At 72.8% G+C, this 17,859-nt stretch carries 13 protein-coding genes; 4 read left to right on the top strand and 9 right to left on the bottom strand.

Annotation, left to right across the window (positions count from 1 at the left end; genetic code table 11):
* Window positions 1-41 precede the first annotated feature (41 nt).
* Both treY and PH203_RS07195 read left to right on the top strand, forming a co-directional pair.
* Window positions 42-2,420 carry a malto-oligosyltrehalose synthase gene (gene treY / locus PH203_RS07200; protein ID WP_289917635.1) on the top strand — a complete coding sequence of 793 codons (2,379 nt, stop codon included), beginning with the start codon at window positions 42-44 and terminating at the stop codon, window positions 2,418-2,420.
* A gap of 642 nt (window positions 2,421-3,062) precedes the next feature.
* Window positions 3,063-4,313 carry a M14 family zinc carboxypeptidase gene (locus PH203_RS07195; protein WP_289917634.1) on the top strand — a complete coding sequence of 417 codons (1,251 nt, stop codon included), beginning with the start codon at window positions 3,063-3,065 and terminating at the stop codon, window positions 4,311-4,313.
* A gap of 53 nt (window positions 4,314-4,366) precedes the next feature.
* On the opposite strand, the gene PH203_RS07190 is transcribed toward PH203_RS07195, so the two are convergent.
* The 3 genes from PH203_RS07190 to PH203_RS07180 all read right to left on the bottom strand — a co-directional run bounded on the left by PH203_RS07190 (window position 4,367) and on the right by PH203_RS07180 (window position 6,919).
* The gene (locus PH203_RS07190) at window positions 4,367-4,846 is read right to left on the bottom strand and encodes an SSI family serine proteinase inhibitor (protein ID WP_289917633.1); all 480 of its coding nucleotides are present in this window, start codon (window positions 4,844-4,846) and stop codon (window positions 4,367-4,369) included.
* Window positions 4,843-6,156, bottom strand: coding sequence for a M14 family zinc carboxypeptidase (locus PH203_RS07185; protein WP_289918275.1), 1,314 nt, complete (start codon window positions 6,154-6,156; stop codon window positions 4,843-4,845). Before PH203_RS07185 ends, PH203_RS07190 begins: the two co-directional genes overlap by 4 nt.
* A 211-nt stretch (window positions 6,157-6,367) precedes the next feature.
* Complete coding sequence (locus tag PH203_RS07180) at window positions 6,368-6,919, bottom strand: DUF1707 and FHA domain-containing protein (protein ID WP_289917631.1); 552 nt, start codon at window positions 6,917-6,919, stop codon at window positions 6,368-6,370.
* A 185-nt stretch (window positions 6,920-7,104) separates the two neighbouring features.
* Between PH203_RS07180 and treZ the strand changes: the two genes are divergently transcribed.
* The gene (gene treZ, locus PH203_RS07175; protein WP_289917628.1) at window positions 7,105-8,850 is read left to right on the top strand and encodes a malto-oligosyltrehalose trehalohydrolase; all 1,746 of its coding nucleotides are present in this window, start codon (window positions 7,105-7,107) and stop codon (window positions 8,848-8,850) included.
* 109 nt (window positions 8,851-8,959) lie between these two features.
* Here treZ and PH203_RS07170 read toward each other — a convergent pair whose 3' ends face one another.
* The 3 genes from PH203_RS07170 to PH203_RS07160 form a co-directional block, all read right to left on the bottom strand.
* Window positions 8,960-9,901 carry an aminoglycoside phosphotransferase family protein gene (locus PH203_RS07170; protein WP_289917625.1) on the bottom strand — a complete coding sequence of 314 codons (942 nt, stop codon included), beginning with the start codon at window positions 9,899-9,901 and terminating at the stop codon, window positions 8,960-8,962.
* A 60-nt stretch (window positions 9,902-9,961) separates the two neighbouring features.
* The gene (locus PH203_RS07165; RefSeq protein WP_289917623.1) at window positions 9,962-11,089 is read right to left on the bottom strand and encodes an aminopeptidase P family protein; all 1,128 of its coding nucleotides are present in this window, start codon (window positions 11,087-11,089) and stop codon (window positions 9,962-9,964) included.
* 165 nt (window positions 11,090-11,254) lie between these two features.
* On the bottom strand, window positions 11,255-11,878 hold the full coding sequence (locus PH203_RS07160; protein ID WP_289917622.1) for a LysE family translocator: 624 nt from the start codon (window positions 11,876-11,878) through the stop codon (window positions 11,255-11,257).
* 138 nt (window positions 11,879-12,016) lie between these two features.
* Between PH203_RS07160 and PH203_RS07155 the strand changes: the two genes are divergently transcribed.
* Window positions 12,017-12,760: a phosphodiesterase gene (locus tag PH203_RS07155; protein ID WP_289917620.1), complete on the top strand. Its 744-nt coding sequence runs from the start codon at window positions 12,017-12,019 to the stop codon at window positions 12,758-12,760.
* Here the strand turns inward: PH203_RS07155 and PH203_RS07150 are convergent.
* From PH203_RS07150 to cyc2, 3 genes are all read right to left on the bottom strand, one after another.
* Complete coding sequence (locus tag PH203_RS07150; RefSeq protein ID WP_289917617.1) at window positions 12,753-13,364, bottom strand: PDZ domain-containing protein; 612 nt, start codon at window positions 13,362-13,364, stop codon at window positions 12,753-12,755. The genes PH203_RS07155 and PH203_RS07150 overlap by 8 nt on opposite strands.
* A 162-nt stretch (window positions 13,365-13,526) precedes the next feature.
* Window positions 13,527-15,413 carry an O-aminophenol oxidase PhsA gene (gene phsA, locus PH203_RS07145; RefSeq protein ID WP_289917615.1) on the bottom strand — a complete coding sequence of 629 codons (1,887 nt, stop codon included), beginning with the start codon at window positions 15,411-15,413 and terminating at the stop codon, window positions 13,527-13,529.
* A gap of 152 nt (window positions 15,414-15,565) precedes the next feature.
* Complete coding sequence (gene cyc2, locus PH203_RS07140) at window positions 15,566-17,728, bottom strand: germacradienol/geosmin synthase Cyc2 (RefSeq protein ID WP_289917614.1); 2,163 nt, start codon at window positions 17,726-17,728, stop codon at window positions 15,566-15,568.
* Between the last annotated feature and the right edge of the window lie 131 nt (window positions 17,729-17,859).

Below are 17,859 nucleotides of genomic sequence, written 5' to 3'. Positions count from 1 at the left end.
TCGATGACACGAAAGACGGCGGGGCGGGTACGTAGGTCTGCATGACACCTGAGCGACCCGACCCGGTGGTGCCGACCGCCACGTACCGGCTGCAGCTGCAGCCCGAGTTCGACTTCGACGCCGCCGCGGCGGCCGTGCCGTACCTGGCCTCGCTCGGCGTCTCGCATCTGCATCTGTCCCCCGTCCTGGAGGCGGTGCCCGGCTCGCTGCACGGCTACGACGTCGTTGACCACGCGCGCGTGCGCGACGAACTGGGCGGCGAGGACGGCCTGCGGGCGCTGGCCGCCACCGCGCGGGAGCACGGTCTCGGCCTGGTGGTGGACATCGTGCCGAACCACATGGCGATGGCCCCCCGCCACAACCGCGCCCTGTGGGAGGTGCTCAGGGAGGGCCCCAAGTCGCCGTACGCGCGATGGTTCGACATCGACTGGGAGGCACAGGGCGGGCAGGTGCTGCTGCCGGTGCTGGGCGGCCCGCTCGGCTCGGTCCTGGGTGAGCTGCGGGCCGACGGCGACGTACTGCGCTACTACGACCATGTCTTCCCGCTGCGTGAGGGCACCGAGGAGCTGCCGCTGCCGCAGCTCCTGGACGCGCAGTGGTACCGGCTCGCCTGGTGGCGGCTGGCCCGTACCGAGCTCAACTACCGGCGTTTCTTCAGCATCTCGGAGCTGATCGGGGTGCGGGTGGAGGATCCGGAGGTGTTCGAGGCCACCCACGCCAAGATCCTCCAGCTGCTCCACGAGGGGGTGGTGGACGGGCTGCGGATCGACCATCCCGACGGGCTCGCCGACCCCGACGGGTATCTGCGGCGGCTGCACGAGGCCACCGGGGGCCGCTGGACGGTCGTGGAGAAGATCCTCGCGGACGGGGAGCCGCTGCCGGCGTCCTGGCCGGTCGCGGGCACCACCGGCTACGACGCCCTGCGGCACATCGACGGCGTGTTCACGGACCCGGCGGGGTTCGGTGAACTCCTCGGCCAGTACCGGCGGTTCGCGGCCCCCCAGACGGACCGGGGCGGGCACTGGGAGGCGACGGTGCGGCGGGCGGCGTACAAGGTCGTCACGCATGAGCTGGCCGCCGAGACGGAGCGGCTGACCCGGGTCGTGGCACGGCTGTGCGCCGCTTCCCAGGAGCCCGCGTTGCGCGACCGTGCGCCGTGGGCGCTGCGCACCGCCCTGCAGGAGCTGCTGGTCCGTATGGAGGTCTACCGGCCCTACGCCTCCGTCGACGCCGCGTCCGTCGTCACCGAGGAGGCCGCGCAGGAGGCCCGGCAGGCGTTCGTCGTCCCCGAGGAGGCCGGTGCGGTCGACGTGGTCCGCGATCTGGTGCTGGGGCGGGCGGGCGACGGGCCCGACCGGGTGGAGTTCGCGACCAGGTTCGCGCAGACCTCGTCGGCGCTGCGGGCCAAGTCCGTGGAGGACACGGCGTTCTACCGCTATGTGCCGCTGCTGTCGGCGACCGAGGTGGGCGGCGACCCGGGCGCTCCGGCGGTGTCCCCGGACGACTTCCACGCGTACTGCGCGCGCGTGCAGCGCGACTGGCCGGCGACCGGGACGGTCGTGTCGACGCACGACACCAAGCGCAGTGCCGACGTACGGGGCGCGCTGGCCGTGCTGACCGAGTGCCCGCAGCGCTGGGCCGACGTCCTGGCCGAGGTGACCCGCACCGGTGAGGGCGTGCCGGACGCGCAGCTGGCGTGGGCGGCCTGGCAGACGGTGTTCGGGCTCGGCCCGGCGGAGGCGGAGCGGGTGCAGGGGGCGCTGCTGAAGCATGTGCGCGAGGCCGGGCTGTACACCAGCTGGACGGAGCAGGAGCCGCCGTACGAGGAGGCGGTGGCGGCGTTCGTCGCGGCGGGGCCGTGCGGGGCGCCGGGCGAGCGGGTGGCGGCGTTCCGGAGCGCACTCGGGCCGTCGGTCCGGGCGAACGTGCTCGGCACGGCTCTGGTCCATCTGACGATGCCGGGGGTTCCGGACGTCTATCAGGGCACGGAGGCCGAGTACCGGGCGCTGGTGGACCCGGACAACCGGCGGGCGGTGCGGTTCCCGCCGGCGGATCCGGGTGAGAAGGGCGAGGTGACGGCGGCGGCCCTGCGACTGCGCGCGCGGCGGCCTGAGGCCTTCGGCGACTCGGCGACGTACGCGCCGCTGCCGGCCGAGGGCCCGGCGGCGGCCCACTGTCTGGCGTTCGCGCGCTCCGGGGACGTCGTCACCGCGGTCACCCGGCTGTCGCTGCGGCTGGCGGAGGCGGGCGGCTGGCGGGAGACCCGGCTGCCGTTGCCGCCGGGCCGGTGGGCCGATGTGCTGGCTCCGGGGCGGGAGTTCACGGGGCAGGCGCGCGTGGCGGAGCTTTTCGAGGGGCTGCCGGTGGCCTTGCTGGAGCGGGTCGCGCAGGACGGTCCCGTGGCATCCGCGGGGAGCTGAGCGCTCCGCCGGCTGTGTCGATGTGCGGCTCCGCCGCGGGGCAGCGAGGGCTGACAGTCGGCTGCGGCGCCGTCGTGGCTGGTCGCGCCCGCGCGGCGGAGCCGCACATCGACACAGCCCCGCGCCCCTTCAGGGCGCTGCCGAACCGCAGTTGACTTCACTGGGTCCGCTCAGCCGCTGAAGCGCGGGCTTGGTGCACCCGCCCCGGGTATGTGCGCCCTTGCCGCGCTCCCGCGGCGGTGCGCGCGCCTCGCTCGCACCGCCTGCGCTCCTGGGGCCCGCGCCGGGCGGCCGGCGCGCGGTGCCTGACGGCGGCGCGTTCGCCCCTGACGGGCGGGAAGCGGGCGGGAGCGGGCCGTGACGGGCCCGCGCGGGGGCGCCACTCGTGCCGCGCGGGCCGCCGCCCGGGCCGTATCCGCCGTTGCCGGGCGATACCGGACGTCCGCACTCCACGGCGGCGGTGAGCGCCGGGGTCCGCGCCCCCGGCTCGCCGGGAACCCGTGCCCCCGCTGACACCCACGTCTCTTCCCGCTGGCGGTAAATGCAACTGGGCGCCCCCTGGAGCCTCCCCCTGGGCTTGCTTGACAGTTCACAGACGGCGTGGGGTACTGCGGATTGCGAAGCCGGGCGGATATGTCGGGGGTGAGTCTCCTGCCGGAGCTGCGCTACCCCTCAGTGACCGAAGTCGTCGCGTCGGCAAGGGCGCTGGCCGCTCGTCGGCCCGCTCTGTGCACCCTGCGACAGATCGGCAGGTCCCGGGCGGGCCGCCCCCTCCTCCTGCTGTCCGTGGGCCATGCCCGACGGGCCGTACTGGTCGTGGCCGGCGCCCACTCCAACGAGCCGACCGGTGGCGCGACCCTCCTCGACGTCGCCGCACGCGTGGTGAACGAGCGGGAGTTGCGGGCCGGCACGTCCTGGCACTTCCTGCTGTGCGCGGACCCCGACGGGGCGAGCCTGCATGTCACTCCGGCGCCGCGCAGCCTGTTCGACTACCACCTCGGCTTCTTCCGGCCGGCGGGCCACGAGCAGCCGGAGTGGTCGCCGGCGGTGCTGCCGCCCGACCGGCTGCCGCCGGAGACCCGCGCCCTGACCGGCGTCATCGACGAACTGCGCCCCTACCTCCAGGTGACCCTGCACGGCACCGATCTGGGCGGCAGCTGGGTGCAGTTGACCAAGGACATCCCGGGTCTGGCGGAACCGTTCGCCAAGTCGGCGGCGGAGCTGAACATCCCGGTGGAGACCGGCGCCTCGGACGCCGCGGGCTGGCCCGCGTCCGGGCCGGGGGTGCATGTGATGCCGGCGCCGGGTGCGGGCGCGGCGTATCCGAGCATGCCGGACGACGCGCGCAACAGCACCTGGTACCACGCGCACCGGTACGGCGGGCTGACCGCGATCGTCGAGGTGCCGATGTGGGCGAGCGACCTGGTCGACGACCCGGCGCCGCATCCCGCGCCGGCCGTCGCGCTGCGGCGTCTCGCGGGGCGGCTGCTGCAGGACACCGCGCAGGTGGAGCGGGTGCTCGCGGACGCCGAGCCGCGGCTGCCGGAGGTCGACGGGCCGCTGCTGCGGGCCGCCAGGTGGGGTCTGGAGCTGGTTCCGGGGCTGGCCGCGGACTGGATGCACACCCCTCCGGCGGACAACACGCGCGCGTACGTGGGCAGCGTGGACGCGTTCGCCCGGCGGCTGCCGTTGCGGGCGGCCTCGATGCTGCTGCGGGTCCTGAAGGAGAACGACGACCGTGCGGCCCCGCGCCTGGAGCGGCTCGTGGCGACCTGGAGCGAGACCTTCGCGGAGCGCTTCCGGGCCCGCTGGGTGCCGTTGGAGCACCAGATCCGGCACCAGTCCCGCACCGTGGTGGCGGCGGCGCTCCACGCGCGCGACCGGGCGGGCTGAACCCCGCCACCACCCGGATCGGCGGATCGGCCGGATCAGCGGGACCGGCCGGATCAGCCGTGCAGGCTGCCGAGGCCGCCGACGCCCCTGACGACGCTGCCGCTGTCGCAGCCGCTGTCGAGGGCGAACACCGACCCCGTCCGCGCCGTCATCACACAGCCGTTGGAGAAGGTCTCCGCGTACTCGACCGGCCGCCCGTCCCACTGTCCACGCGCGCGTGCCGTCACCGGCGCGTAGATCATCGGGCAGTAGGTCTCCTTCGGCGGGAGGGCGGCGATGTCGCCGTTCACCGAGTCCAGCTCGGCGCAGGCCTCGGCGGCCTTGCCGTGTCCCCGGGGCGGGTCGCACAGCAGCAGCGTGCCGCGGGTGTCGCCCTTGGTGACCGTGAGATAGAGCCAGTTGCCGGTGCGGGAGTCCTGGGGCGCCGCCTGAGCGGGGACCGTGCCGGCGGCGAGGAGGGCGGCCGCGGCGAGCAGGGCGCCCCGGGCCGTCCTCGATGCAGTGGTGCGGTTTGCAGTGGTGCAGTTCTTCATTCCAGATGCATCGGCACGGCGGTCTGGGATCCCCACCCCGACTCACCCGAACGGGAACGCACGCGTGTGTGCCGCCCGGCCAGTTCGAACACGCTCTGCACCACCCGGGCCTGGTACTCCACCTGGCGTGCGACGGGGATCCAGTGCGCCCCGCAGCCGTCGCGGCAGTCGGCGCACCACTGGTCGATGAGCCGGTCCAGCTCGGGCAGCGCACCGGCCGGGTCGGTCCCGGCGGCGGTGACGAGCTGGTGCAGCAGCCCCGCGGTGCGCAGTGCCAGTCGCCGCCCGGAGATGCGCAGGGCGGCCAGGTGGGCGGCGTGCAGCGGCGGCAGCGGATGGGAGCCGTCGGTGACGTCGGGGTCCCAGGAGTCGGCGATGCCGGGGCAGACCAGTAAATAGTCGTCGACCGGGGCGAGCAGCCGGTCCGCGTCCGGGGCGGCGGCGACGAACGGGCGGATGCGGGTGAAGATCCGTTCGAGGCGCTGGGTGTCCTGGCGCAGGGTGCGGCTGACGGTGCGCAGGACGGCGGCCGCGTCGGCGGGCGCGGAGGCGTCCTCGACGGCGTGCGCGCCCCACATGGGCGCCTCGACGACCGCGGTGACCGTGCCGTACCGGTAGGGGTGGAACCAGGTCGACTCGACGGCGGCCTCGGTTATGGCGGCGGCCAGGTCGCCCCGGCGCGGCGGCGGGATGCGGAAGACGGCGGGGCCGAGGACCGGCCAGTACAGGGTGTCGTACGGGCCGAGTTCGCGTGGGATGCCGAGGCGGGTCGCGTGGTGGGCGATACGGCGGTCGAGGCCCGGCAGTTCATGGGTGAGCTCGACGAAGCCGCCGCCGATGTCGACGCCGTGCAGCGAGCACTGGAGGAAGGGCCGCAGTTCGTCCTGGAGGTCGAGCAGGGCGCGCGTCTCCGGCAGGGTGACGGCGGCGGCGCCGTCGGGCAGCCACTCGGGCTGTTCCAGGAAGCCGGGCCGGAAGAAGTGCCGGAAGTGGCGGCCGAGGGTGTACGGGCCGTGCAGCCAGCCCTCGTTGCGGCGCAGTCCGTCGGGGTCGAGGCTGAGCAGGAGGTTCCAGGTGGCGTCGGCGCCGTCGGTGAGCAGCGGGTCGGCGACGGCGCATTCGGCGAGCCGCAGGACGGTGCCGCCGCCCACGGGCTCGTTGGCGTGCGGTCCGGCCACGATCAGGGCCTGGCGGCTGCCGTGGCCGACGGAGAGCAGCCACAGGGGGGTGCCCGCTCGGGAGGTGCCGACGCGGCGGAGCCTGGCGTCCCGGGGATGGCGGGAGACGAGTGCGGCCGCCCGGGCACCCAGCTCGTCGACGGTCGGGTAACGGAGGAGGGGCGACAGGGCACACCTCCACGATGTGGTGCCGTCGGTTCACCTGATGTGCATGGTGTACGCACAGTGAGTCACGACTTGTGGGGTACGTCAACACCGCGGTCGGGAAAGGGATATGAGCCCTCGACAGGAAGTAAACCCCAGGCCAGAGCTAAGGTCCGGCTCAGTTCGAGGACGTTTCGGATCAGTCGGCGGAGAGCCGGAACCACATCCGCCCGAAGCCCACCTGATCGCCCTCGCGGACCACGGCGGCCCCGATGACGCGCCGCCCGTTGACCGTCGTGCCATTGGTCGAACCGAGGTCCCTGAGCACCCACATGCCGCCCTGGCGGCGCAGTTCGGCGTGCACCCGGGACACCGTCTCGTGGCTCAGCCGAAGGCCGCTCGCGGGATCACGGCCGATGCGCAGCGGGTGTCCGTCGCCCGGGTGCGGCAGCAGCAGCTTCGGCAGCCGCTCCGCCTGCCAGGCGCGGCGCAGCCGCTGGGTGAATCCGGAGACCGCTTCCACGGAGCCGAAGACCATCCGCGACAGCCGGCTCTCGGAGGGCAGGTCGGCGGTGAGCACGGCGAGTTCGTCCGAGCGGCGGGCGGCGAGCGCCAGCTCCATGCGCCGGATGAAGGTGTCGTGCGAGAGCCGGCCCATGGCGACGCCGTCGCGGAGCACCTTCAGCGCCTTGTCGCGCTCCGCGTCTGAGAGCCGCGCGGGGTACGTGTTGAACTCGAAGGACGACGTCACGATCGTGATTGTCGGGCAGTGAACGCCGGGTGTCCAGAAAACGTGACAACCGCCGCCACGCGCGCGTGTCCGACGCCAACTGCCACGACACCAGTCGGGAAAGGGAGGATTCGGAAGCGGATCGATCTCGTTTGAAGCACGATGGACGGGCTACATCACGGTGAGCAGACGAAGGGGAACCGTCCGTGCAGTTCGAGGTGTGGGCACCGCAGGCCGACCGTGTGACGCTCCAGTGCGACGGCGCCACGCGCGCGTTGGAGCGCGTTCCCGAACGGGCCGGATGGTGGCGGGGCGAGGCGGAGGCGCGGGACGGCAGCCGGTACGGCTTCGCGCTGGACGACGGTCCCGTCCTGCCGGACCCCCGCTCGCGCCGCCAGCCCGACGGCCCGGACGGGCTGAGCGCGGTCGTCGAGCAGGGCCGGTACGAGTGGGGTTCGGAGTGGACGGGCCGGCCGCTGCCCGGCGCGGTCCTGTACGAGCTGCACGTGGGCACGTACACGCGCGAGGGCACGCTGGACGCGGCCGCGGACCGGCTCGGGCATCTCGTCGAACTGGGCGTCACCCACGTCGAGTTGATGCCCCTGTGCCCCTTCCCCGGCCGGCACGGCTGGGGGTACGAGGGCGTCTCGCTGTGGGCCGTGCACGAGCCCTACGGCGGGCCGGAGGGGCTGAAACGGTTCGTCGACCGGGCGCACGGACTCGGACTCGGGGTGGTCCTGGACGTCGTGCACAACCATCTCGGACCGTCGGGGAACTACCTGCCGGCGTTCGGCCCGTACTTCACCGACGCCCACCACACGCCGTGGGGTTCGGCGGTGAACCTGGACGCGCCGGGTTCCGACGAGGTGCGCGCCTATCTGCTGGAGAGCGCGCTGGCGTGGTTGCGGGACTACCGGATCGACGGGCTGCGGCTCGACGCGGTGCACGCGCTGGCGGACACGCGCGCGTGCCACTTCCTGGAGGAGCTGTCGACGGCGGTGGACGCGCTCGCCGCCGAGTCGGGCCGGCCGCTGTTCCTGATCGCCGAGTCCGACCTGAACGACCCGCGCCTGGTCTCGCCCCGTACGGAGGGCGGCTTCGGGCTGCACGCGCAGTGGAACGACGACTTCCACCACGCCCTGCACTGCGCGCTGACGGGCGAATCGCAGGGCTATTACGCCGACTTCGGCCGCGCCCCCTTCGCGGCGCTGGCGAAGACGCTCACCGGCGGCTGGTTCCACGACGGCACGTACTCCAGCTTCCGGGGCCGCCGGCACGGGCGCCCGCTGGACCGTGCGCGGGTGGCCGCGCACCGGCTGCTCGGCTACAGCCAGACCCACGACCAGGTCGGCAACCGGGCCCAGGGTGACCGCCTTTCGGCCTCCCTCTCCCCGGGGCTGCTGGCCTGCGCGGCCACGCTGACGCTGACGGCTCCCTTCACACCGATGCTGTTCATGGGCGAGGAGTGGGCGGCGGGCACACCCTGGCAGTTCTTCACCGACCACACCGATCCCGAGCTCGCGGAGGCCGTACGGCGGGGCAGACGGCGGGAGTTCGCGGCGCACGGGTGGGCGGAGGAGGACGTACCCGACCCGCAGGACCCGGCGACCCGGGACCGCTCCTGCCTGGACTGGTCCGAGCCCGAACGCGAACCCCACGCGCGCGTGCTGGACTGGTACCGCAAGTTGATCGCCCTGCGCCACGAACAGGCCGACCTCACCGACCCGGACCTCGCCGACACCAGGGTGGCGTACGACGAGCAGGGGCGCTGGCTGGCCTTCCGGCGGGGGGACGTGCGGGTGGTGGTGAATCTGGCCAAGGGCACCGCCGCGATCCCTCTGGGGCCCCGTGAGGCGCGCGTACTGGCCGCGTGGGAGCCGGTGGAGGGGCCGGGGACGGACGGGGTGCTGCAGGTACCCGGGGAGTCGTGCGTGGTGCTGCTGCAGGAGTGAGCGGGCTGGGCGGCCTCGGCCGCGCTTCGGCCGCGGGTCCTCCCGGGGCTCCTCTGGAGATCCTCCTCCAACGGGCCTCCTCCAACGGGCCCCATCTGGAGATCCTCCTCTAGAGGTCCTCCTCGCCGTCCTCCTTGCGCAGTTCCGTCACCCGTTCCAGCAGGATCGCCTCCCAGGCGTGCCGGAGCTGTACCCGCAGTTCCGGCAGCGGTGTGCCGTCGCGGCCCCGCAGGCGTTCCGCGAGGCGGATCACGACGTCGCAGCGGGCCAGCCACAGGCCGCGCAGACAGGGGCGCGCTCCGTAGCCGGCGAGGGTGGCGGCGCGGACGGCGGCGGGGGAACCCACGGCCAGGGCGAGGCCCGCGATGTCCTCGGCGGGGTCGCCGACGACGGCGTCGGCCCAGCCGAGCACGCCGCGTACCCGGCCGTCGGCACTGACGACGAGGTGGTCGCGGGTGAGGCCGTGGTGGACGAGGACGGCGGTGCCGGGCTGCGCGACGAGCTGGGCGGCGGCCGGCAGGCCGAACTGGTTGAGGCGGCCGGGGTCGAACTCGTCGGCGGCACCGAGGAGTTCGGCGGCGTTCCCGGCGGTGCGGCGCAGCAGCTCCAGGGAGCGCGGGGAGGTGCGCGGGACGCCGAGGGTCTCGGCCTGGCGGGCGGGCACCTCGCGCAGGCCGGTGAGCAGGGCGGCCAGATCTGCCTCGCCGACGGCGGAGACGTCGTGCTCACCCGCAAAGCCGCCGGGGACCAGGACGTCGAGCGTGTAGGTCAGTCCCGGCGTCCACTCGCCGTGGGCCACGCTCGTCGGGACGGCGACCGGGACGTGCGGGCGGACGAGGTCGCGCAGCCGCAGTTCGCGGCGCTGGCGCAGGGCGGCCTCGCGGTCGGGGGCGAGACGCAGCACATGGCGGTTGCCGACCCACCAGGTGGCGGGCTCGGCGCTCTCGGCGACGGGCCGGACCTCGGGTCCGGAGCCGCTCGATGCGTCCTTGAGGAGGGTACGGACCAGCCGGCGGACGGTGTCCGCGGTGGGTGTCGGTGCCTGGGTCATGGTCGCGCCGTAGTCACTCGGGGGTGTGCTGGGGCTCCTGATCGCTGTTCAGTCCACTGCTCAGTCCACTATGACCATGTCGCGGGTGGTGTCGTTGAGGCGGCGCCCGCCGTCCTCGGTGACGGTGACGATGTCCTCGATGCGCACCCCGAAGCGGCTGGGCAGATAGACGCCGGGTTCCACGGAGAAGCACATGCCGGGGACGAGGGGCCGCTCTTCCCCCTCGATCATGTACGGCGGTTCGTGCGTGGTGACGCCGATGCCGTGGCCGGTGCGGTGGATGAAGTACTCGCCGTACCCGGCGTCGGCGATCACCTTGCGGGCGGCCCGGTCGACCTCCTGGCAGGCGACGCCGGGCCGCACGGCCCGGAAACCGGCTTCCTGAGCCTCGCGGACGAGGTCGTGGACCCGGCGCTCCTCGTCGGTCGGTCCGCCGACGTGGACCGTGCGGGAGGTGTCCGAGCCGTAGCCGTCCTTGAGGCCGCCGAAGTCGAGGACGACCATGTCGCCGCGCTCGATGACGCGGTCGCCGACCTCATGGTGCGGGTTGGCGCCGTTCGGGCCGGAGGCGACGATCGTGAAGTCGACCTGGTCGTGCCCGAAGCGGCGCAGCAGGTCGGCGAGGTCGGCGGCGACCTCGGACTCCCGGCGGCCGCCGAAGGGAACCTTGCGGATCTCCTCGAACGTTGCGTCAGCGGCTGCTCCCGCGGCCGCCAGCAGCTCCAGCTCCGCCGCGTCCTTGACGGCCCGCAGCATCGGCAGCGCGTCGGTGAGGGAGGCGTACGAGGTGCCGGGCAGCGCCTTCTGAAGGCCCAGCAGATGCATCGCCCAGGCGTTGTCGCTGATGCCGAACCGGCCGCCGGGGTCGAGAAGGGCGGCGGTGGCGGCGTAGGGGTCCTTGCCGTCGGTCCAGTCCCGCAGGGTCAGCGCGGGCGCCCCGGTGGCGTGGGCGGCGTCCGGGGCCTCCAGGGTGGGGACGACGAGGACGGGGTCCTGGCCGGGGGCGAGGACCAGCAGGGTGAGCCGTTCGGTGATCGCGGTGGGCGTGTAGCCGGTGAGCCAGACCAGATCCGGGCCGGGGGCCACGAGGAGCCCCGCGAGTCCGGCGTCGGCGGCCGCCCGGGCGGCGCGCTCCATGCGGGCCCGGTAGTCGTCGGCGGTGAAGGGCGCGGGCGTGCTGCCGGTCATCCGGACCTCCCGAGGCGGGCGAAGACACTACGGGCAGCATCCTGCCCGGACAGCGGGGGCCGCGCGAGCCGGTCGGCGGGGCTTTCGTGGGGTTCGCCGAGTCTTCCGGCGGGTCCTCCGGCCGTTTCGGGACCGGCCGTTTCGGGAGGCGTGTCGGTCATCGCGTCAGTTCTCCAGCGCCAGCCGGACGCCGAGCAGGAGCAGTACGCCCCCGGAGACCTGCTCCAGGCGCCGGCGCACTCCGGCCCGGGACAGCAGGGTGCGCATCCGGCCGACGAACCACACGTACAGGCCGTAGTAGCCGATCTCGTAGAGGGCCCAGAGCGCGGCGAGGCCGACCATGGTCGGCAGGTGCGGGGCGCCGTCCGGTACGAACTGCGGCAGGAAGGACATCGCGAAGACGGCCGCCTTGGGGTTGGCGAGGTTGAGCAGCAGCCCGCCCCGGTAGGCCGCCCAGCCGCTCTTCTCGCCCCCGGCCCAGCCTTCGTCGACCGTGCCGTCCTTGCCGCGGCGGGCCTGCCGCAGGGCCTGGACACCGAAGGCGACGAGGACGACCGCGCCGACGACGCGCATGACGTCGTACGCCACCTCGGAGGCCGTCAGCAGCGCGGTCAGGCCGAACGCGGCGACGAGGCCCCAGACGAACACGCCGGTCTCGTTGCCGAGCACGGTCAGGAATCCGGAGCGCCTGCTGCGCAACGACTGCTTGATGATCAGCACGGTGCTCGGTCCGGGTGAGGCGGCGACGAGGGTGCAGGCCCCGAGGAAGGCGATGAGGGTGCTCGGCATGGGGCTCATCGTGGCCCGCGCCGGGGATGGCGACCACCCGTTTTTCCTTCATTAATGGTTGAGGATTGCTCACACATTAGAGCTAATGCTTAGATCGACATACGCCATTAGCATCCATCTCGGGGGAGGCATACGACCGTGCTCGTACTCGCGCACATCAGCGATCTGCATCTGGACGGAAGCGAACGGGCCACGCGGCGCGCGGAGCGGGTGCGTGACCGGCTGTGGGAGCTGCCGGGACGGGTGGACGCGCTGCTGGTGACGGGGGACATCGCGGATCACGGCACGGAGGCGGAGTACGAGGAGGTCGCGCGGATCCTCGCCGACGCGCCCTTCCCGGTGCTGACCTGCCCGGGCAACCATGACAGCCGTGCCCCGTACCGCAAGGCCCTGCTGGGGCTGCCGGCGGCGGACGGCCCGGTCAACAGCGTGCGGATCTTCGCGGGCGCGGCGGTGCTGATGTGCGACTCCAGCATCCCGGGGCAGGACGAAGGCGCCCTGGACGAGGAGACGTACGACTGGATCGAGGCGACGCTGGACGGCCTCGGCGAGGGACGGCGCGCGCTGCTCGCCTTCCATCACCCCCCGGTGGCACTGCACCACCCGCTGCCGGACTCCTACCCGCTGCGGGAGCCGGAACGGCTGGCGGAGCTGCTCGAACGCCGTCCCGAGATCGCCGGGCTGATCGTCGGCCACGCCCATACGCCTGCGGCGACCATGTTCGCCGGGCGGCCGGTGACCGTCGGTCCCGGGGTGACCTGGACGCTGCGGCTGCCCTGGGAGGGTGAGCAGATCGCGGACCGGGACGCCCCCGTGGGGTTCGCCTTCCACATCCTCGACGACACCGGGCGGCTCACCAGCCACTTCCGGGTGGTCATGTGACGACGCCGGGCACGGCGGTCAACTGCTGGTAGCCGCCGCTGCGGTGACGGACCGTCAGGGTCAGCTCCTTGCCGGGGCGGGCCTCGGCCACGACGCGGGCGAGGTCGGCGGCGGAATCGACGCGGGCCTTGCCGATCTGGAGGAGTACGTCGCCCCGCACCAGGCCCGCCGCGTAGCCCGGGCCCGGGACATGCACGCCGACGATCAGGGCGCCCGTCTTCTCGGCGTCCACGGCCTCCAGCCCGAGGGTCGCGGCGACGGGCACCGAGGACGGGCTGGGCGACACGGAGGCCGGCGAGGACGGCGGGGACGGCGAGGGCGCCGCAGACGCCGGGGCCGGGCGGGCCGGGGCCGGCGGGGTCCGCTGCGCCGTCTGCCGCTGCATCTCGGCGAGTCTGCTCATGCCGATCACCGTGGCGCCGACCGTGCCGAGGCCGACCCCGGACAGGACCAGGACCGTCCCGACGAACAGCGCGAGCAACAGGGACCGCACCCTCCGGCCGCGGCGGGGTGCCGCGTGCGGGTGCCGGGGGGCGCGAGGCCTGCTGCCGCCGCCGGGCTCCTGGCCGGGCATCGGCTTGGGACGCAACGCGGTCTGTTCCATGGCTGATGCTCTACCCGGCACCCGGGCCCCGGACGAGCCACGAACGAGTGAGACTGACCGGCGGTCAGGAACGGGAAGCCATGGGTGTTCGGCCCGCTCGGCACCGCGCACGTTCGAGGCTCGACCGGTCGGTACGCCGGCCGGCGCCGGCTGCTCGCGGGGTCAGCCCGTGCGCCCCGCCCCGTGGCCGCCGTGGTGGCCGCCGCCGTGGTCGAACTTCAGGGCCTCCGGGGGCAGCACGACGAAGGGCCGCATCATGCCCATGTCCTCGTGCTCCAGAAAGTGGCAGTGGTACATGAACCGGCCGTACGCGCCGTCGAACTTCCCCATGATGCGCAGCATCTGACCGCCCGGGACCCGGTAGACGTCCTTGTACCCGCGCTCGTTGGGCGCCAGGGGGATCGTCGTGGCCGGGTCGTGGGCGATCGGTGTGCGGGTGCCGCCGACGGCCGGGTCGAAGCCCGTCACCACGTACGGGTCCCGCCCGAGCGCCTGGAAGTCGGCGAGGTGGATGTGCATCGGGTGCGGGATCGGCGCGAGGTTGAGGAAGCTCCACTGTTCGTGGCTGCCCTCGGCGATGGTGAAGCCCAGGCCGTCGTTGAAGGTGCGGGCGGTGCGGCGGTACGTCTTCGTGGTGCCGTCCGGGCCGGTGATCTGGATGACGCCCTCGGCGGGGAACTGGATGCCGCTCGCGTCCTCGACCTCGGTCATCTCCCAGATCTCCGGGTGTCCCCCGCCGCCCTTGGTGCCCGGCGGGGTGAGCACGATCAGCCGGTGGCCGTGCCCCACCTCGTGGGTGAGCCGGCGGAAGGAGCCGGAGAGCACCTCGGGCAGCTCGAAGGTGTCGGTCTCGCAGGACTCGCGGACCCGGAACTCCATGACCGCCGGATAGCGCACCCCGCCCACCGGGTCGGGCACGCCGGCCGGCTGACTGGGGCCCTTGTTGACCAGCCGGAGCCGGCGGCCCGCGAGTCCCCGGAAGTCCACGAGCAGGTCGAAGCGTTCGGCCGGCGCCGCGGTCAGGGCGGGCAGCGCGCCGTCGAAGTCGATCGGCACCGGGCGCGGCAGCAGTCCGCCGTCGCTGCCGATCTGATGGACGATGCCCGGCACCGGGTTGTCGTCCTCGTCGACCAGGACCAGTTCGTAGATCCGCGCGTTGGACGCGTTCACCAGCCGGAAGCGGTACCAGCCGTCGTCCACGTCGGCGTACGGCCAGATACGGCCGTTGACCGTGGTGTACGGCCCCTGGAACGGTGTGGTGACCGGCTTGCCCGTCTCCGGGTGGGCCGGGTTGACGACGATCGTCTTGTGCAGCAGCCGGCCGTTGAGGACGCCGTCCTCGTCGGTGTCGAGGTTGCGGTCGGCGAGCAGCAGCGGGATCTCCCGCTCCCCGCAGGGGAGATGGAGGGCGTCCTCCTCCTCGTCACGGACGAGGTAGGTGCCGTACAGGCCCGCCATCACATTCCACCGGGTGATGTTCATGGCGTGGTCGTGGTACCACCACTGGACCGCCTGGTGGTCGTTCGGGTACTCGGAGAGCTGGGCGTCGCCGGACCCGACGGCGTTGTCCGCCCAGCCGTCGTTGCCGCCGCCGGTCTGTGCGCCGTGCAGATGGGTCACCGACCAGGCGGGCAGCGCGGCCACGTTCTCGTCGGGCTTGACCCCCTCGCGGCCGGGCTCGGTGTTGGCGGGCGGTGTGCCCGCCGGGCGGACCGGTACCTCGACGGCGGTGACCGGGTATTCGCTGCCCTTGGGAATGCGGTTGGTCCAGGCGATACGGACGCGCTGTCCGCGCCGCACCTCGATGGTGGGGCCGGGCACCAGGCCCTCGTACCCCCACATCAGGGTCGGCGGCAGTTGCGGGTGTAGTCGCACCCAGGTCGGCTGCAGCGCGATCTCCGTCTCCCGCAGCACATCGCCGGCGGCGGGCCGCAGGACGGGCGGGACGGGCAACGACGCGACGTACGGCACCAGTTCGCCGGGCGCCGCCGCCTGCTCCCTCTCGTCGCTCTCGTCGCTCTCGGTGATCCTCTCGATGATGTCGGTCAAGGTCGAACACCCCCGTGTGTTCTGTCGTCTTGTTCCCCTTCACCCCGGAAGACTCCTGGCACCCCGCCGAAGTTCCCTGAATATCCCGTTCCGTACGAAAAGGTTCGGAAACCGTGAGCGGAGGAGTCAGTTCCCGCTGCGGGTGGCCGTGGTCACGTTCGGTGACCTGCCGGGACCGGGGGTCGGTCCGGGAGGAAGCCGTGGGCCCGGCGGGCCAGATGGTCGGGCTTGTAGCGGTCGACGGTGCGGTGCCAGTGGAGGATGCCCGCCATCCAGTTCTGGAGGTCGAGGACGTAGTGGCGCATGATCTCGCGGGCCTCGTCCGAGAGGGCGAAGTCGTCGTAGACGACGGGGAGTTCATGCGCGGCGACATGCTGGAACTGCTGCATGCGCTGGGTCATCAGGTCGTGGACGACGCCGAGCGCGGTCGGGTAGTCGATGCCGAAGAAGTTCTGCACGACGAGGATCGCGTTGTGGACCTCGCCCTCGTACTCGATCTCCTTCTGGTACGAGAAGACGTCGTTGACCAGGCAGGCGTAGTCGACGGCGGCGTTCTCCAGTGAGCGGACCGGGCCGCTGCGGTAGACCTCCGGTGGGACGGCGGGGCCGTGGCCCATCCGGCACAGGCCCATGGTGAGGTCGGCGCCGAAGGTGGCGCGGCGCATCTCCAGGTAGTCGACCGGGTCGGGGATCCGGTTCTGGATCTGGTTGGAGAGCTCCCAGACCCAGCTCTCGGTCATGACGTTCACGTCGTCCTTGAGGGAGCGCCGCTGGTCGGGGGTCATCTCCGCCGTGGTGCGCGCCCACAGGTCGATGAGGCCGCGTTCCATGCCGTTCAGGGGCACCGGGATCCCCTCGCCCGCCACCGGCATGCAGTCCGACAGACGCTGGGTGACCAGCCGGGCGGCGGCGAGGTCGCGGCGGTGGCCGAAGACCAGGGGGTAGTAGTCGTCGCCGTAGGTGCCCCAGGCGAGCCACTGGGCGCTGAGGTCGAGGGCCTCCGGGGTGGCGTCCGGGTCCAGCCCCGCCGAGCACAGCGCCAGATCGGCCGCGGCGAGCCGGTCCTCGTCCCAGACGCCTTCCTGGAGCATGCCCATGCGGTGCATCCACGCGGTGAGCCGGGGGCGGGCGGCGGCCAGGTGCGGGCTGTGCTCCACCTCGAAGGGCATGTGGAAGTCGGGGAGCAGGGACGGGCCGACCTTCTGGTACGGGACGTGCGTGTACGCGCGCAGACGTTCCGCGGCGGCCGAGGCGAGCAGGGCGCCGATGTCGGCGGCGGAGGTGCCGGGGCCGGTGAGGCCGTGCCAGGGCGAGGTGCCGGTGGCGCCCTCGTTCATGTAGCGGCTGGAGCGCAGATGCCACTCGTGGCCCCCGGACTGCCAGTCCTGGAGTCCCTTGGTGTAGGCGGCGACCGCGGCGATCTCGCCCGGGGCGAGACCTTTCTCCAGGGCGAGCGCGGGCACTTCGGTGAGGGCGGTGTGCTCGAACTGGTGGAGGCGGGAGGTGAGGACGTCGTTGACGGTGTCAGCCGCCTGCTGCGTGGTGCAGCCGAAGAAGGTCTCCAGGACCAGTACGCCGTTGCTGTTCTCCCCCTCGTCCTCGACCTCCCGCTGGTAGGAGAAGAGGTCGTTGCGCAGATGGACGGCGTCGGAGAACGTCTCCATCAGGACCCTCAGCGGCCTCGACTCGGCGACGGAGACGGGCACTTCGGCGGTCGCGTACTCGACCAGCCCCGCAGACCAGGGGGCGCCGCCCACCTTGCGGCGCATCTCGATGTACTCGACCGGGTTGGCGATCCGGCCCTCGTTGATGTTGGAGAGCTCCCACAGGGACTCGTTGAGCAGATGCTCGGTGGCGATCGCGAAACGGCGGCGCCAGTCGGCCGACATGGCGGGCACGGTCCGGGTCCACAGGTCGGCGAGGCCCGCCTCGACGGGGTTCTCCGGCTCGGGCATCGGGGTGGCGAGGTCCATCGGCATGAACAGCGGGAGCCGGTCGAGGTAGGCCTTGCCTCCGGCGCGGTCCTGGGTGCGCTTGAAGATCTCCAGGAAGTGGTCGTCGAAGAAGAAGACCCACACGTACCAGTCGGTGATCAGCGACAGGGCGGGGCCGTCACAGTCGGGGTGGGTGTAGGCGCAGAGCAGTCCGTAGTCGTGTGCGTCGAGGTCGGACTGCTCCCAGACCCCGGATCCCTCCAGCATGCCCATGTCGCGGGCCCACTGCGTCGAGTGGGCGCGGGCCTCCTCGACATGCGGGTTCAGCCGCGCGGGGTACGGCATGTAGAAGTGCGGGAGTTCGAAGGGCTTCTGCGTCATGGGCGGGGCCCTACCCAGGCCCTTCCGGGGGCATCCGCGACACGGCACATGATCACACCATCGCGTGAATCAGGGCTGAACTCGGGAGTTCTCGAAGGGGCTTGTGGCGTTCATCTCTACGCGCGCAGACT

The sequence above is a fragment of the Streptomyces sp. S.PB5 genome, from assembly GCF_030403745.1.
Lineage (GTDB): Bacteria > Actinomycetota > Actinomycetes > Streptomycetales > Streptomycetaceae > Streptomyces.
This window is presented reverse-complemented; position numbering and strand designations above follow the sequence as displayed.